Raw genomic sequence first — 15599 nt, 5'->3', positions numbered from 1 at the left:
TGTATTACGCGCCACTCCTGTATATCAATTGTGAAAACTGTCCTTGATACAGATCACAATTTTCACTTCTCGCGTAAGGCGTTAACCTGGGTCAGATGAGGTTTAACACGGCCATACAAAGCCGGGTTATCACTTTCATCTTTTAACTTAACCCCCGACAGGCGGCGAATAAATGCCTGCTCCAGTAACCACGCCAGCTTAAACGCAGCGGCATCCCAGTTAAGCCCTTCCGGGCGCACATTAGAAATGCAGTTCCGCTCGGCGTCGCGCCGCCCGCGACTGGGTGACCAGGTCATGTACACCCCAAGGCTGTCTGGTGAAGACAGGCCCGGGCGCTCACCAATCAACATGGCGACCGCTTTTGCATGTAAGCACTCACCAACATCGTCAGCCAGTGCAACACGCGCCTGGTGAGCCAGAACCACTGGCCCCAGTGAAATACTCAGTTCAGAGAGATAAGGCAGTAATGCGCGAATCAATTCACAGGCCTGGCGATGCACTGCCCATGACGACAGACCATCTCCCACGACCAGTACCAGGTCAGGTGAATCATTACGCAGTTGGGTGAGCTGGTTTCGGCTTTCAAGACTAAGCTGACGGCCCAAATCCGGTCGCTGGAGAAAACTGTGTCTGTCAGGCGCAGCACTGTGCACCGTCAGGGTTTTCAGCCCTAAACACTCAAGGCCTTGAGCTACTTTGTTGCTGTCGAAAGGCTGATGAATCGCATCCCGGGCCTGCGCGTGCGCCAGCCCAAATTTCAACACTTCGCGGGTGGGTAAACTTGCCCCGCTGCGCCCGAGCGCAATACGGGCATCGGTAAATTGCGTGAGGGAGCGCCAGGCATCCGGTAATGTCATGCCACTTCTCCTTTGGGTAACGCACTCAGCAGCGGGTGGCTCGCACCGGTCAGGCGTAATTGACCTGAAGTATCAATAATCTGCATTCGCTCTAACCAGGCGGCAAACTCTGGTGCATGTTTAAGCCCCAGTAAGCGCCGAATATAGAGCGCATCATGAAATGATGTGCTCTGGTAATTAAGCATAATGTCATCAGCCCCCGGCACCCCTATCAGAAAGGTCAGCCCGGCAGTTGCCAGCAATGTCAGCAGAGTATCCATGTCATCCTGGTCGGCTTCGGCATGGTTGGTGTAGCACACATCGCACCCCAGTGGCAGGCCAAGTAATTTACCGCAAAAATGGTCTTCCAGCCCGGCTCGAATAATTTGCTTACCATCGTACAAATATTCCGGGCCGATAAACCCAACGACCGTATTAACCAGCAGGGGTTTAAAGTGGCGTGCAACCGCGTAAGCACGGGCTTCACAGGTTTGCTGATCAACACCATGATGGGCATCCGCCGACAGGCAACTTCCCTGCCCGGTCTCAAAGTACATCACATTCTCGCCCAGCGTACCGCGCTTGAGTGACAATGCAGCGTCACGCGCCTCACCCAGCATCGCCAGGTCAATACCAAAACCGGTATTCGCGGCCTGTGTACCGGCAACCGACTGAAACACCAGGTCGACTGGCGCACCACGCTCCATTAACTGCAGCGTATTGGTCACATGGGTCAGCACACAAGACTGCGTGGGGATCTCAAAACGGCTGATGACATCGTCCAGCATGTAATTCAGCCGCTCAAGTACTGGCAGGCTGTCGCTTGCCGGGTTGATTCCCACCACTGCGTCTCCACTACCGTACAGCAGGCCATCCAGCATACTGGCGGCAATACCCTGCAGGTCATCGGTGGGGTGATTCGGTTGCAGGCGCACGCTTAAGTGGCCTGGCAAGCCAATGGTGTTGCGAAACCGGGTGATAACCTGGCATTTGCTGGCCGCCAGGATTAAATCCTGGTTACGCATCAGTTTACTGACTGCCGCAGCCATTTCTGGCGTAATCCCCCGAGCAACCTGGGTTAACAGCGTATGATCCGTACCATCTTCCAGTAACCAGTCACGAAATTCCCCTACCGTCAGATGGCTGATGGGCGCGAACGCCTCGCGGTCATGGGTGTCCATAATAAGCCGGGTAACTTCATCTTCTTCATAAGGCACCAGCGCCTGGTTCAGAAATGTCGTTAACGGTAAATCCGCCAGCACGAATTTCGCAGCCATGCGCTCTTCCGCACTTGCCGCTGCGACCCCGGCCAGTTGATCCCCGGAACGGGCCGGGGAAGCCTTAGCCATAACCTCTGTCAGACTGGCGAATGTCCATGTGTTGTGCGCCAGAGTGGTTTTATACATGGGATAACCTTTATTACATCACTGTAAGTTGCGGATCCAGCGCAGCGCGGGCACGAGCGGTTGCGGTCATTCGGAACCATACATAACCGGCCAGCATCATGACGGCGAAAATCACCGCCAGTTCAAAATTGTAGTACACCATCGCCACCAGGCAGAGTACCGATACAGCCAGTGCAAATGCCGGAACCACCGGGAATCCCGGTGCTTTGAAGGGGCGTTCCAGCTCAGGTTCCGTGCGACGCAGCCTGAACAGTGCCGCCATCGATGTGATGTACATAACAATTGCGCCAAATACAGACATGGTAACGATGCTGGCAGTCAGCGGCATGCCATTAATCGTAATCAGGGAGTCGGAAAAAATAGCGGCGATACCAATCACACCACCGGCAAGGATTGCCAGAACAGGCGTTTGTGTCCGGCGGTTAACCCGCGCCAAAGAAGCGGGCAGGTACCCGGCACGGGCCAGGGAGAAAATCTGCCGGGAATACCCCATGATAATGCCATGGAACGAGGCGACCAGGCCGAACAGCCCCAGCCAGACCAGCATATGTAACCAACCACTACTGCCACCTACCTGCAGTTTCATTGCCTGAGGTAATGGGTCATTAATGTTGGATAATGCACGCCAGTCACCCACACCACCGGCAAAAACCATTACGCCTACAGCCAGTACAGTCAGAGTAATAATTCCACCGCCAAGGGCGCGAGGAATGGTATGACGCGGGTTTTTTGCTTCTTCAGCCGCCATTGACGCACCTTCAATAGCCAGGAAGAACCAAATAGCAAAAGGAATGGCGGCAAACATGCCAGAAAGCGCTACGGAAGAGAACGTATCACTACCTGCCCAGCCGTGGCTGGCAAAATTACTCCACTGAAAACCCGGTGCCACCACACCCATGAAGACCAGCAGTTCAAAAATCGCCAGCAGCGTGACGAACAGTTCAAAGGTTGCCGCAATGCCAACCCCCAAAATATTCAGCGCCATAAACACCAGATAGGCACCACAGGCGACCCATTTAGGATCCAGTGAAGGGAATTGCACATTCAGGTAGGCGCCAATCGCCATCGCAATGGCCGGTGGCGCAAAAACAAACTCGACCAGGGTTGCAAACCCGGCAATAAAGCCACCGGTTGGCCCGAAGGCGCGAAAAGCGTAAGCAAATGGCCCACCGGCGTGCGGAATCGCGGTTGTCAGTTCAGTAAAACTAAAAATAAACGCGCAGTACATGGCGGCAATCAGCACAGCGACTATCAAAAACCCCAGGGTTCCCGCCGCAGACCAGCCATAACTCCAGCCAAAATATTCACCTGAAATCACCAGCCCAACAGCGATGCCCCATAACCGGAAGCTCCCCAGTGAGCGTTTTAATGTTGTCGGTTGTTCAGACATAACGACCTCGCCATAAAGTTAACCAAAAATAAACGCAACTGGCGAAGGTGTTGCAAAGTGTGTACCAGTTCTTAAATACCCATAAAGTCACTGAGTTAATCAGGAACAGGCAAGATGCTGAAACGCGGAAAGCGAGAAATGCACTCTTTTAGTGCGCAGAGTTCAGAGGCAAAATAAGGCCGCACCATTTCCGGGCCTGGCTTAAAACGCGACGTCCAGCCCCAGTTGCCAGGTAGTCAGGTCATTGCCAGGCTGGGTGTTTCCCTGAGATAACCGGGCATAAGCAGCAATATTTTGATTTATTGGGAGATTCGCTCCCATTGAGAAGCCAATTTTCTCATCCCGCTGGCCGCTCTGGGCAGTATAAGGTTCAGACCATGAGGATGAACCTGAAATAAGATCAACCTGCGCCCAGGGCTGGAGCACTCCCCAGGCATAGTCCAGCCGCCAGCCAATACGGCTCACATTTGCCGTCTCAGCAGACGAACCAGACCAGGGCGCACGGTATTGATCCCATCCGGCAACAGGGCCTGTGGCAAGATTATTGTTTAACGGGAATTGCCAGTGCGTGTTTACAGACTGCTCACCGGGTAACGACGGGTCACGCCACATGACCATGTTCCCCATTGGTGCATGAGACGCATTGATTTGCTGTGCCAGAATTGTGTTGTAATCCACCCGGGCGGCGCTCTGTGGTGTGGCTACCGGAGCCGTAGCGATACTATCACTATGCGTATCCAGCGCCAGTGCCACCGACGAATAAAGCCAACACAACCCACAACAGGCTGCATAACTCACTGCTTTGCCACTGCTAAAGGAGATGCTGTTCATGGTGGATGCCTGCAAACATTCGGTTTTATTTTTTCTTTATCGGTATTTTTTTTATGTACAACACAACCGCGACAGAATTTATTTACGTGCCGAGATTGCCACGGACTTCACGGGATGGTGTGATATTCGTCCAGTTTTCCCGCTTACCTGCGCGTTACCTGAACAATGTTAAAAACGCGGGGTATATATTTTAAGCGTATAGCCGATAATAACGATTTACCACATCACAATAAGGACTGGCACCATGCAACGTTGCGGTTGGGTTACCCAGGATTCACTTTATATTGATTATCATGACAATGAATGGGGCATACCGCAAAAATCAGGCGAGAAATTATTCGAAATGTTGTGCCTTGAAGGCCAACAGGCCGGTTTGTCGTGGATTACTGTGTTGAAAAAACGGGAAAATTACCGTGCAGCATTCCACCAGTTCAACCCACAAAAGGTCGCCGAAATGCAGGCGGAAGACGTAGAAAAACTGCTGCAGAATGCCGGTATTATTCGCCACCGGGGTAAGATTGAAGCCATCATAACGAACGCCCAGGCGTGGGTGGCGATGGAACAAAATGGCGAGTCATTTTCAGATTTTATCTGGGGTTTTGTGAACCACCAACCAGTGATTAACAGCCCGGAGACATTATCCGGGGTTCCGGCCAGTACACCTGTATCAGAAGCCATGTCTAAGGCATTGAAAAAACGGGGGTTCAAATTTGTCGGTTCGACCATTTGCTATGCGTTTATGCAAGCTTGCGGGCTGGTGAATGACCATGTCGTCAGTTGCGCCTGCCATCCGGAGGCTGGCAGATGATTCGTCGCAGCCGCGCACGAGACATGCCGGAACTTCTGTCACTCTGGCTTGCCAGCACAACGGCAGCCCACGAATTTATTCCGGTCAGTTACTGGCAGGCCAGTGTGCCTGTCGTCCGGGATATTTACCTGCCCCATGCCACTACCTGGGTTTACCATGAGCAGGGAGAATTACAAGGATTTGTCAGTGTACTGGAATCACGTTTTATTGGGGCGCTGTTTATCGCACCCCATTCAGTAGGTCATGGAATTGGGCGAGAATTACTCAGTCACGTCAAGCATCGCTACCCGCTGTTAAGCCTGGAGGTGTACCAGAAAAACAGCCGGGCAGTGAGCTTTTACCATGCTCAGGGCTTCCGTATTATTGAGAGCGCCTGGCAGGACGATACTCAGGAACCCACCTGGATCATGAGCTGGCAGGCGGGGTAAACGCCGTTACCACTGGCAATTCATCGGTAAATTTCTCCATCCATACCAGTGAAGTATTCGCGGCACAACCATTCCCCAGGCGCGATGAAGGTATATCTTTCGTCAGCATATTGACCGCGCCGTGTTTGCACAGACTGCCTTCGCCATCCTGTAGGTCCGGCCAGTCACCCTGGTGAATACAAATCACGCCGGGTTTAATGCCGTCGGTCACATGCGCCCCGGCAAGCACTTGCCCACGGTTATTCCACACCCGCACAACATCGCCATGGCGAATTCCGCGCGCCTGTGCATCAGCCGTATTGAGTGTCACAGGTTCTCTTCCGGCAATCTGATAGCGTTCACGCAACCGGCTGTAATTCAACTGGCTGTGCAGGCGGTGAGCAGGGTGAGCAGATAACAACTGCAATTGTTCCGGTTGCGCATTACCGTGCCACTCATCAGGCGCAAGCCAGGTGGGGTGCCCCGGGCAATCAGGGTAGCCATAACTGGCAATTCGCTCTGAATGAATCACAATTTTACCGGTTTCGGTTTTCAGTGGATGCGCCAGTGGGTCTGCCCGGAAATCACCAAACCGCACAAACTGGCTGTTCGCCGGGTTTTCTGGCATTTCGATAAGCTGGTTCTGCTCCCAGAAGGTCGCAAAAGGCATTAACGATACCTGGTTTGCAGCTCCCCGTGCCGCAGCCATTTGATAAAATGTCTCCAGCCAGGCCATTTCATCTTTGCCTTCCGTAAAACGCTGCTTTCCGCCGCTTTCCCAGTATTCACTCAGCTCGGCAAAAATAGTGAAATCGTCACGCGCTTCATATTGGGGTGGTACAACCTGCTTCATGGGAACCAGGTGCTGCTGGCTGTAATCCCCGGTCATGGTCAGATCATTACGTTCATAACTCGTTGTCACTGGCAAAACGATATCGGCATGCTTCGCAGCTCCCGTCCAGAAGCATTCTGAAATAACAATAAGCTCAGGTTTTTGCCACGCCCGAATCAGGCGGTTGGTATCCTGATGGTGAGTAAAATTGGCGCCACCTGCCCACCAAATCATTTTCACATTCGGGAATATGCGGTCTTCACCATTGTGCTGGTAAGCGCCGCCTGGGTTTTCCAGCGCTTCGACAATTCGGGCGACCGGCACTTTATCCACCGCGTCAGTTCCGCCCGCCACGCACCCCTGCATGGAAGCCAGCACTGCAGCACGCCGGGTCGGGTTACCCCCATTGGCAAAATGATAAGACAACCCAAAACCACCGCCGGGCAAGCCAATCTGCCCCAACATTGCTGCCAGCGTCACCAGCATCCAGTGCTTCTGCTCACCATATTGCTGGCGTTGCATGCCCCACCCGGCCATCAGCATGGTGCGGTTATGGCTGAACAACTCGGCCAGTTCGCGTAGCGTTTGTGCCGGTATGCCGCAAATCGCCGCTGCCCAGTCGGCGTCTTTTCTGATGCCATCCTGCTCACCCAACAGGTAATTCTGGAAAGTCTCGAACCCGCTGGTGTATTTGTCCAGGAAAGCACTGTCATGCCACTGATTTTCCAGCAACGTTGTGGCGATGCCCAACATCATCGCGACATCCGTTCCCATATGCGGGGCCAGCCAGGTCATCTGTTCGCCAAAGAAATCGTGGGTTTCTGAACGCATCGGATCAATACAAATCAGGCGCTTGCCGCTCTTTTTCAGCGACTCGTAATACTTCATACCTTGCTCATCGCTGGCGTTCCAGGCAATTTTCAGGGTATTGAGTGGGTTGGCACTCCACATGACCACCACATCGCTGTATTCCAGAACCAGAGGCCAGCTGGTTTGCTGCTGGTAAACTTCATTGCCACCCACAACATACGGCATTATCACCTGGGCCGCTCCGGTAGAATAATCGCCAAGATGCCCGGTATATCCGCCTGCCAGACTCATGTAGCGCTGTAACAGTGTGGCGGCTTTGTGCATTACGCCATTAGAACGCCAGCCATATGAACCGGCAAAAATTGACGACGCTCCCCAGGTTTGGCGAATGCGGCGGTGCTGGCGGTCAATCAGTGCCAGCGCTTCCTCCCAGGTGACCCGGACAAATTCATCCTGCCCACGCACCCCCTGAGGATTGTCCGGTGATGCCAGGAAGCCTTTCCGCACCATGGGGTAACGCACCCGGGTTGGGCTGTGAACCTGGTCTGCCACAACGGTCTGGAGCGTATTTTCGTGCAAGGTGTCGAGGGCACCGCGAGACGAAAATACCGTTTCGCCATCAGTTTCGACCAACACCGGCCCCCAGTGGGCTGCTGTCAGTACCTGGTATCTTTTTTTATCCACTATGGGCTCCAGAATCTTTGCAGGTGTTAAGTGTTATTGTTTTGCCGCGCTCTGTGGGCGCATTTTACAAAAATCAGACTATTCAACGAATTTTTCTTTCGGTAAAACCGCCATAATCTACCGCCATCCACATTACGGCAATTCAATTTCGGCATAAGGATATAACATGAAAAAACATCAGGTTATGGTGGCTGTTTTAGTCAGTGCCATACTCGTCATTTCCGGTTGTACAACAAACCCTTATACCGGTGAAAGTCAGGCCGCGAAATCGGGCATTGGTGCAGGTATTGGCTCGCTGGTCGGTGCCGGTGTGGGTGTATTATCGTCATCAAAGAGTGACCGGGGTAAAGGCGCGTTGATTGGCGCTGCCGCAGGTGCTGCGCTGGGCGGCGGTATTGGCTACTACATGGATGCCCAGGAAGCAAAACTGCGGCAAAAAATGCAGGGAACCGGGGTGAGCGTTACGCGCCAGGGCGATAACATTGTGCTGAATATGCCCAATAATGTCACCTTTGACAGTAGCAGCGCTGTATTGAAACCTGCCGGGGCTAATACGCTAACGGGCGTCGCTATGGTGCTGAAAGAGTACCCGAAAACTGCCGTTAATGTAGTCGGTTATACAGACAGTACAGGTGGGCATGACCTGAATATGCGCCTTTCCCAGCAGCGCGCAGACAGTGTTGGCAGTGCGCTGATTACACAGGGTGTTGCAGGTAACCGGGTGCATACATCGGGTATGGGTCCGGCCAACCCTGTCGCCAGCAACACAACCGCGGAAGGTAAAGCACAAAACCGCCGGGTAGAAATTACGTTGTCGCCGTTGCAGTGATTCTGTTGGCGTTAACCCCCAGGAGAACACTGTGGTTTCTCCTGGGGTTACAGGCATGAAGTAAGAAATGTGTGCCGCAATAAATTCTGGTAAGTGGTTCACAACCTTCATTTTCTCTCCCCCCAAACCCGGTCGTTGTGCCATCATCAGTGTTTTCACCTCAACGAGGATGCGTTTGTATGAATACCAGGGTGGCGCGGGCAACCATTAGCGATGTAGCAAAAGCGGCCAAAACAGGGAAAACCAGTGTGTCGCGTTACCTCAATGGCGAACAACACCTCTTGTCTGACGACCTGAAAGCACGCATCGAATTTGCAATAAAACAGCTCGATTACCGCCCCAGCCAAATGGCACGCGGCCTTAAACGCGGGCGTACCCGGTTAATTGGGTTGATCATTGCAGATATTACTAATCCTTATTCAGTAGATATTCTCAGCGGAATTGAAGCAGCCTGCCGGGAAAAAGGGTTTACCCTGCTGATGTGTAATACCAACAATGAACTGGACCAGGAGCAGCATTATCTCGACTTACTGCAAAGCTACCAGGTTGAAGGAATTGTAGTTAATGCGGTGGGTATGAACGAAGAAGGGCTTAACCGCCTGCAGCAATCGGCCCTGCCCATGGTATTAATCGACAGAAAAATTCCCGGTTTTGCCTGTGATGTTGTGGGTCTGAATAACGCAAAAGCTACCAAAGAGGCAACCGAACACCTCATCCAGCAAGGCTTTGAAGCTATTTTATTTATCAGTGAGCCTACAGGTACAGTCAATACCCGCCGGGAACGCCTTGATGCTTTTCGCCAAACCACCAGCCAGCACCAGGGCGTGGCCGCTGAAAATGCCCAGGCACCACTACATGATGCCAGCCAAATCGATGACATACTGCGTAATTTCCATTCCCGCTACCGGGGAATGCGCAAAGCCATTATTTCCGCGAATGGCTCACTTACTCTTCAGGTTGCGCGCTCACTTCGGCGCGTAGGGTTAAACTGGGGCAGTGATATCGGCCTGTTAGGCTTTGATGAACTGGAGTGGGCAGAACTGGCAGGTGTCGGGATCTCCACCCTCAAACAACCCACCTGGGACATGGGGTATTGTGCGTTAAATCAAGTTATTAGCCGCATCGAAGGCGATAAATCATCCGTCAAAGAAAGCACCTTTGATGGCGTACTTATCATCCGGGGGTCCACCTCCTGCTGAAATTTTGTTCGTGACTGAGATCATAAATTAGCAGTCACAAACTTCCCAATGGAACCGGTTCCATTTAGCGTTATAACAACAGAACACGCTGGAATGGGACAACATAATGGCAAGAGAGATAATCGTAGTGGCCTCAGCCTACGGTCAGGACCAGGTCAGGCAAGCCGGAGGGCAAAGCGGGTTATTACCTACTATCGCCGCAGCGGGTGCAGACGGCATTGAAATACGCCGGGAATTACTCTCCCCTCAGGAACTGGATACATTAAGCCAGTTAGCTCATTCGATTACCGCACAAGGCCTGTTTGCCTGTTATTCCGTTCCGCACGGCCTGTTCACTTCTGGTGGGCAAGTTAATCCACAACTTCCTACATTTTTACTCGAAGCCCGGCAATTACAGGCTCGCTGGATCAAATTTTCACTGGGTGAGTACCAACCCGGCATATCTCTTAGCGGGCTCAACAGCCAACTGGCAGGCTCGCCAGTCCCTGTTGTTGTTGAAAATGACCAGACAAGTGCAGGTAAGCTCGCACCAATGCAATCATTCTGGCAAGCCGCTCAGGCAGAACATCTTCCTGTCCGCCTGACTTTCGATATGGCCAACTGGTTATGGACAGGTGAAACGCCTGCAATAGCAGCACAGTTCCTGGCAAATGGCGTGAGTTATATCCATGTCAAAGCAGCCATTCTCCATCACAACCGGTATCGTGCTATCGCGCCGGATGAAGCTTCACCAGACTGGATGGCTCTGCTGCGCCAACTACCGTCAGATGTACCACGCGGTATTGAGTTCCCACTTGCCGGGAAAGATCTGGCTGCTGTAACACGCCACTATGTCGCGCAATTACGGGAGGTTTAAATGAATACTGCACTGGATGTGGTCACTATCGGTGAAGCGATGGCGATGTTTGTGGCCCGCGAGGCCGGAGATTTAGCCACAGCAGAACACTTTATCAAACGCGTGGCTGGAGCTGAACTTAATGTCGCAACGGGCCTGGCTCGCCTCGGTTTGCGTGTTGGCTGGGTCAGCCGGGTGGGCGCTGACAGTTTTGGGCGTTTTATCCTGCAGCAACTGGCTAAAGAAGGTATCGACAGCCAGCATGTCACTCAGGGCGCATCTCATGCTACAGGGTTTCAGGTGAAATCGCTGGCCGAAAATGGAACCGATCCCATCGTGGAATATTTTCGCAAAAATTCCGCCGCAAGCCACCTGAGCCTGGCTGACTTCTCGCCAGACTATTTTCTCAGTGCCCGCCACCTTCACCTTACCGGCGTTGCTGCGGCGCTATCTGTAAGTTCACTGGAACTGCTACATCACGCCTCCCGCGTCATGAAAGAGGCTGGAAAAACAGTCTCCTTCGACCCGAACCTGCGCCCGGTACTGTGGCCCAACAAAGCTGAAATGGTAAAGCAAATTAATCAACTGGCATTTCAGTCCGACTGGTTTTTACCCGGGCTGAAAGAGGGTATTTGCCTCACGGGTGCCACCTCACCGGAAGCCATTGCCGATTTTTATCTCAACCATGGCGTCAAAATAGTCATGATTAAAACCGGGGCAGACGGCGCCTGGTACAAAACAGCTAACGATGAGCAGGGTGCTGTTCCGCCAGTATTTGTAGAAAAAGTCGTTGATACGGTAGGTGCCGGAGATGGCTTCGCAACAGGTGCCGTCAGCGCACTACTGGAAGGAAAAGAGGTAGCTCAGGCGGTATTGCGTGGTAATCGTATTGGTGCAATGGCAATACAGGTTCAGGGAGACAGCGAAGGATTGCCAACCCGAAATCAGCTCAGGGAGCCGTAATTTAGTCGTCAAACCCTGCCACCCTGTACCCTACACAACAGGGTGAATATGTCTCAGCGTAAAACCGAAGAGGAACGCGTATGAACAGCCCGACAAATGCAACCAAACGCTGGCTCTGTATCATGCCAGTAGTATTTATTACCTACAGCCTGGCCTATCTGGACCGGGCAAACTTCAGCTTTGCGTCTGCCGCCGGGATCACTGAAGATCTGGGTATCACCAAAGGGATCTCGTCATTACTGGGCGCACTGTTTTTCCTCGGATATTTTTTCTTTCAAATTCCGGGCGCTATCTACGCTGAACGGCGTAGTGTCCGCAAATTAATCTTCACCTGTCTGGTTCTCTGGGGCGTATGCGCTTCATTCACTGGCATCATTACCAATATTCCAGCCCTGGCCGCCATTCGCTTTATTCTTGGTGTGGTGGAAGCGGCTGTGATGCCCGCCATGCTGATATACATCAGTAACTGGTTTACTCAGTCTGAGCGCTCACGGGCTAATACGTTTTTAATCCTCGGGAACCCGGTAACCGTTCTGTGGATGTCTGTGGTCTCCGGCTATTTGATTCAGTCATTCGGCTGGCGTGAAATGTTTATTCTTGAAGGGATCCCTGCGGTTATCTGGGCCTTCTGTTGGTGGGTGCTGGCAAAAGATAAACCTGCCCAGGTAACCTGGTTAACAAATAATGAAAAACAGGCACTCCAGGCACAGTTAGATAAAGAACAACGGAATATCAAAGCAGTTCGTAACTATAGTGAAGCCTTCCGTTCCCGCAATGTCATTCTGCTGTGCATGCAATACTTCACCTGGAGTATTGGGGTGTATGGTTTTGTATTGTGGCTGCCATCCATTATTCGTAGTGCTGGCACAAATATGGGCATGGTCGAAGTTGGCTGGTTGTCTGCCGTACCTTACCTGGCTGCGACACTGGCAATGATCGCTGTCTCATGGGCCTCTGACAAACTGCGTAACCGGAAATTATTTGTCTGGCCATTGCTGCTGATTGGCGGACTGGCATTTCTCGGCTCCTGGGCTGTTGGCTCCCATCACTTCTGGGTATCCTGGGGATTATTGGTTGTTGCAGGTGCTGCCATGTACGCACCTTATGGACCGTTCTTCGCCATTATTCCAGAAATGTTGCCACGCAATGTCGCAGGCGGAGCAATGGCTCTGATTAACAGCATGGGCGCACTGGGCTCTTTCTGTGGCTCATGGTTTGTGGGTTACCTCAATGGAGTAACTGGTGGCCCGTCAGCCTCATTCATCTTTATGGCAGTGGCACTTTTCGTTTCAGTATGGCTAACTCTTATAGTAAAGCCTGAGCAACCTCAGCCACTGCCCGTTGGCGCGAAACATGCCTGATTGTATTCCCAATTAACACGGAGACCTGTATGAAGCCGTCCATTATTCTCTATAAAACACTGCCCGAAAACCTGGTTGCCCGCCTGAAAGAAAAAGTGGACGTTATCCAGGTGAAGAACCTGAGCCCGGAAACTGTTCAGGCCAATGCTGATGCTTTTGCCAGCGCTGCAGGTTTGTTAGGTGCAGGGGGAAAAGTGGACGGAGCACTGTTGACTGCCATGCCTGCTTTACGCGCAGCTTCAACTGTTTCAGTGGGTTACGATAACTTTGATGTCGATGCGCTCACTCAACGTAATGTCCTGCTGATGCACACACCAACCGAGTTGACCGAAACTGTGGCAGATACGCTGATGACACTGGTTCTGGCAACGGCCCGTCGGGTACTGGAAGTGGCTGAGCGGGTAAAAAAAGGTGAATGGACCAGCAGTATTGGGCCAGACTGGTACGGCGTGGATGTGCACCATAAAACTATCGGTATTATTGGCATGGGTCGCATTGGTATGGCGCTGGCACAACGCGCGCACTTTGGGTTTGGTATGCCGGTGTTGTATAACGCACGCCGCCATCACACAGAAGCAGAATCGCGCTTTGGCGCCCGCTATTGCGACCTTGATACACTGCTGAGTGAAGCAGATTTTGTGTGCAGTATCCTGCCGCTAACCGATGAAACTTACCATGTGCTGAATGCAGAAAAACTGGCGCTGATGAAGCCTTCCGCCATTTTGATCAACGCGGGTCGTGGCCCGGTCATTGACGAACCTGCACTGGTTGATGCCCTGAAAAGTGGCAAAATTCATGCAGCCGGGTTGGATGTGTTCGAACAGGAGCCTCTGCCGGTGGATTCCCCACTTCTGAGCCTGCCCAATGTTGTCGCCCTGCCACATATTGGTTCGGCCACCCATGAAACACGTTACAATATGGCGGCCACCGCAGTGGAAAACCTGCTTAATGCGCTGGAAGGTAAGGTTGAGAAAAACTGCGTGAACCCGGCTGTTGCAAAACAGGCCTGAGGAAAACAAGGCAGGAATAACCGCTCTGTGTTTATGGCACAGAGCGGAAAAGCAATTTACTGCATTGCGCTCATCGCGCTGGAATATGCCTGGCTGAATGCCTGGTGTTGTGCGGTAAGCGGCCCAATCAATGAATTATACTGGTTGGCCTGCTCTGTGGTTGGGAACTGAATACCGTTCGCCACAAAGCTCACTTTTTCGCCCTGCTGCTGCACAAAATCCCCCACCTGAACCAGTTGCTGAGACAAGACCTGTGCCGCCGGAATGAGTGCCGCGACCGCACTGGATGGTGCCGTAACCACTTTCTGGTACGCCTGGTCAAACACCGGTCTCAGGTCATCAGCCAATTGCAATCCGGAACGTGCTGAGTCAGCCTGCATTTTTGCATTCTGAATTTGCTGGCTTAATACACCAAGAGAACCGTTAATCTGGCGCAACGTATCGCGATTCGTCATGTAATCCTGCGGCGCACGAATTCCATTGATGCTGTCCACCAGCGGTTTAATACCGGAATCCATCGCCTGGTTCATCTGCTGGGAAAAGCCATACAGAATGGCGTAGTCAGAAACAAAGTTACCAAACTGTTTTTTCTGATCAGTGGTTAATGTAGGTAAGTGCTCACCACTACGCATCACTGTATTCTGCAGAAAATCAATGAATGCCTTACGCTGATCAGCTTCTTTATCAAAACACCCACTCAAACTGACCACCATCAATAACGCCAGAAACGGCGCAAACCAGCGAGAGCAGGACTTTCCTGTCGCCATTTTCTACTCCTTACACCCTAAAAACGCGCAAGCGCGACCGTAAATTCAACGTTCACAAGGATAGTCCAGACAGCGCGCACTGAATAGCCTTTCCTTATGAATCAGACGAATTTCTTCGCCAGACAGACGCATTGAGAGCCACAAAACCGATACGCATTTTTCGTTCATGAATTGTGCTGTTGAACGCAATTTTCCGTCTATTATTAAAAATGCGGCCCCGGAAAATGCACGTTGTTTTTGCTCATTCCCTGTGCCACAGGCATGCCATTTCCGCTATGAGATTTGAGGAGTTCTCAATGGAATTAAAAGACCCTGGAGCTGAACTGCTAACAAGCCTTGAGCAAATGATTTTTAAAGATATGCCTCAGGCCAGCCTGACAACCCGGAACAGCATTTTTTCTGAATACGAACAATTACGTCAGGGCACAGGTCTGCAACTTGATGATTTTGCCAGTGCAATGGGAGTTACCCTTGCCCATGTGCTGGAGTGGGAAGAGCGGCGTACACAACCTACCGCAACCGAGTTAAAATTAATGCGCCTGATTCAGGCAAAAAAAACGCTACTGCAATAAAACATTACGTGTTGTTTTACCTTTCCCTGTAAACCCTGAACTGTGACAAAAAACCCGCC

The 15599-nt window shown here is 52.0% G+C and carries 15 protein-coding genes; 9 read left to right on the top strand and 6 right to left on the bottom strand.

Annotated features, from left to right (window positions below; genetic code table 11):
* Positions 1 to 62: 62 nt before the first annotated feature.
* From eutC to MPHASIOC01_RS01325, 4 genes are all read right to left on the bottom strand, one after another.
* Positions 63 to 857: an ethanolamine ammonia-lyase subunit EutC gene (gene eutC, locus MPHASIOC01_RS01340; RefSeq protein WP_353613793.1), complete on the bottom strand. Its 795-nt coding sequence runs from the start codon at positions 855 to 857 to the stop codon at positions 63 to 65.
* A complete protein-coding gene (locus MPHASIOC01_RS01335) occupies positions 854 to 2242 on the bottom strand; it encodes an ethanolamine ammonia-lyase subunit EutB (RefSeq protein ID WP_064597700.1) in 1389 nt (462 codons plus the stop codon). The genes eutC and MPHASIOC01_RS01335 overlap by 4 nt, the downstream gene beginning before the upstream one ends.
* A gap of 13 nt (positions 2243 to 2255) precedes the next feature.
* Positions 2256 to 3632, bottom strand: a complete 1377-nt coding sequence (gene eat, locus MPHASIOC01_RS01330) for an ethanolamine permease (RefSeq protein ID WP_064597698.1) — start codon at positions 3630 to 3632, stop codon at positions 2256 to 2258.
* Positions 3633 to 3833: 201 nt separating this feature from the next.
* Positions 3834 to 4463, bottom strand: a complete 630-nt coding sequence (locus tag MPHASIOC01_RS01325) for a hypothetical protein (protein WP_353613792.1) — start codon at positions 4461 to 4463, stop codon at positions 3834 to 3836.
* A 244-nt stretch (positions 4464 to 4707) separates the two neighbouring features.
* Between MPHASIOC01_RS01325 and tag the strand changes: the two genes are divergently transcribed.
* Positions 4708 to 5271, top strand: coding sequence for a DNA-3-methyladenine glycosylase I (gene tag, locus MPHASIOC01_RS01320; RefSeq protein WP_353613791.1), 564 nt, complete (start codon positions 4708 to 4710; stop codon positions 5269 to 5271).
* A complete protein-coding gene (locus tag MPHASIOC01_RS01315; RefSeq protein WP_064597690.1) occupies positions 5268 to 5699 on the top strand; it encodes an N-acetyltransferase in 432 nt (143 codons plus the stop codon). The genes tag and MPHASIOC01_RS01315 overlap by 4 nt, the downstream gene beginning before the upstream one ends.
* On the opposite strand, the gene MPHASIOC01_RS01310 is transcribed toward MPHASIOC01_RS01315, so the two are convergent.
* A complete protein-coding gene (locus MPHASIOC01_RS01310; protein ID WP_353613790.1) occupies positions 5677 to 8004 on the bottom strand; it encodes a molybdopterin guanine dinucleotide-containing S/N-oxide reductase in 2328 nt (775 codons plus the stop codon). The two genes, MPHASIOC01_RS01315 and MPHASIOC01_RS01310, sit on opposite strands and share 23 nt — an antisense overlap.
* Positions 8005 to 8170: 166 nt before the next feature.
* On the opposite strand from MPHASIOC01_RS01310, the gene MPHASIOC01_RS01305 reads away from it, so the two are divergent.
* The 6 genes from MPHASIOC01_RS01305 (at position 8171) to ghrB (ending at position 14201) form a co-directional block, all read left to right on the top strand.
* Entirely contained in the window at positions 8171 to 8833 is a 663-nt protein-coding gene (locus MPHASIOC01_RS01305; RefSeq protein ID WP_353613789.1) for an OmpA family lipoprotein, read from the top strand.
* Between the two features lie 179 nt (positions 8834 to 9012).
* The gene (locus MPHASIOC01_RS01300; protein WP_353613788.1) at positions 9013 to 10032 is read left to right on the top strand and encodes a LacI family DNA-binding transcriptional regulator; all 1020 of its coding nucleotides are present in this window, start codon (positions 9013 to 9015) and stop codon (positions 10030 to 10032) included.
* Positions 10033 to 10138: 106 nt separating this feature from the next.
* Positions 10139 to 10888, top strand: coding sequence for a sugar phosphate isomerase/epimerase (locus MPHASIOC01_RS01295; protein WP_064597685.1), 750 nt, complete (start codon positions 10139 to 10141; stop codon positions 10886 to 10888).
* On the top strand, positions 10889 to 11830 hold the full coding sequence (locus MPHASIOC01_RS01290) for a sugar kinase (RefSeq protein ID WP_353613787.1): 942 nt from the start codon (positions 10889 to 10891) through the stop codon (positions 11828 to 11830). It begins immediately after the preceding gene.
* 80 nt (positions 11831 to 11910) lie between these two features.
* Entirely contained in the window at positions 11911 to 13191 is a 1281-nt protein-coding gene (locus tag MPHASIOC01_RS01285; protein ID WP_353613786.1) for an MFS transporter, read from the top strand.
* Positions 13192 to 13220: 29 nt separating this feature from the next.
* Positions 13221 to 14201, top strand: coding sequence for a glyoxylate/hydroxypyruvate reductase GhrB (gene ghrB, locus MPHASIOC01_RS01280; protein WP_064597681.1), 981 nt, complete (start codon positions 13221 to 13223; stop codon positions 14199 to 14201).
* 56 nt (positions 14202 to 14257) lie between these two features.
* Here the strand turns inward: ghrB and MPHASIOC01_RS01275 are convergent, their stop codons facing one another.
* Positions 14258 to 14968, bottom strand: coding sequence for a DUF3053 domain-containing protein (locus tag MPHASIOC01_RS01275; RefSeq protein WP_064597678.1), 711 nt, complete (start codon positions 14966 to 14968; stop codon positions 14258 to 14260).
* A 296-nt stretch (positions 14969 to 15264) separates the two neighbouring features.
* Between MPHASIOC01_RS01275 and MPHASIOC01_RS01270 the strand changes: the two genes are divergently transcribed.
* Entirely contained in the window at positions 15265 to 15540 is a 276-nt protein-coding gene (locus tag MPHASIOC01_RS01270; RefSeq protein WP_064597676.1) for an HTH-type transcriptional regulator, read from the top strand.
* Positions 15541 to 15599: the final 59 nt, after the last annotated feature.

It is taken from the genome of Mangrovibacter phragmitis, assembly GCF_040429585.1.
GTDB classification, from domain to species: domain Bacteria; phylum Pseudomonadota; class Gammaproteobacteria; order Enterobacterales; family Enterobacteriaceae; genus Mangrovibacter; species Mangrovibacter phragmitis.
Note: the sequence above shows the minus strand (reverse complement) of the source record. Positions and strands in the feature narration are given on the sequence as shown.

Bases quoted from the DNA above. Each gene is read 5' to 3' on its own strand.
- eutC (WP_353613793.1), bottom strand. From the start codon at position 857: ATGACATTACCGGATGCCTGGCGCTCCCTCACGCAATTTACCGATGCC.
- MPHASIOC01_RS01335 (WP_064597700.1), bottom strand. From the start codon at position 2,242: ATGTATAAAACCACTCTGGCGCACAACACATGGACATTCGCCAGTCTG.
- eat (WP_064597698.1), bottom strand. From the start codon at position 3,632: ATGTCTGAACAACCGACAACATTAAAACGCTCACTGGGGAGCTTCCGG.
- MPHASIOC01_RS01325 (WP_353613792.1), bottom strand. From the start codon at position 4,463: ATGAACAGCATCTCCTTTAGCAGTGGCAAAGCAGTGAGTTATGCAGCC.
- tag (WP_353613791.1), top strand. From the start codon at position 4,708: ATGCAACGTTGCGGTTGGGTTACCCAGGATTCACTTTATATTGATTAT.
- MPHASIOC01_RS01315 (WP_064597690.1), top strand. From the start codon at position 5,268: ATGATTCGTCGCAGCCGCGCACGAGACATGCCGGAACTTCTGTCACTC.
- MPHASIOC01_RS01305 (WP_353613789.1), top strand. From the start codon at position 8,171: ATGAAAAAACATCAGGTTATGGTGGCTGTTTTAGTCAGTGCCATACTC.
- MPHASIOC01_RS01300 (WP_353613788.1), top strand. From the start codon at position 9,013: ATGAATACCAGGGTGGCGCGGGCAACCATTAGCGATGTAGCAAAAGCG.
- MPHASIOC01_RS01295 (WP_064597685.1), top strand. From the start codon at position 10,139: ATGGCAAGAGAGATAATCGTAGTGGCCTCAGCCTACGGTCAGGACCAG.
- MPHASIOC01_RS01290 (WP_353613787.1), top strand. From the start codon at position 10,889: ATGAATACTGCACTGGATGTGGTCACTATCGGTGAAGCGATGGCGATG.
- MPHASIOC01_RS01285 (WP_353613786.1), top strand. From the start codon at position 11,911: ATGAACAGCCCGACAAATGCAACCAAACGCTGGCTCTGTATCATGCCA.
- ghrB (WP_064597681.1), top strand. From the start codon at position 13,221: ATGAAGCCGTCCATTATTCTCTATAAAACACTGCCCGAAAACCTGGTT.
- MPHASIOC01_RS01275 (WP_064597678.1), bottom strand. From the start codon at position 14,968: ATGGCGACAGGAAAGTCCTGCTCTCGCTGGTTTGCGCCGTTTCTGGCG.
- MPHASIOC01_RS01270 (WP_064597676.1), top strand. From the start codon at position 15,265: ATGGAATTAAAAGACCCTGGAGCTGAACTGCTAACAAGCCTTGAGCAA.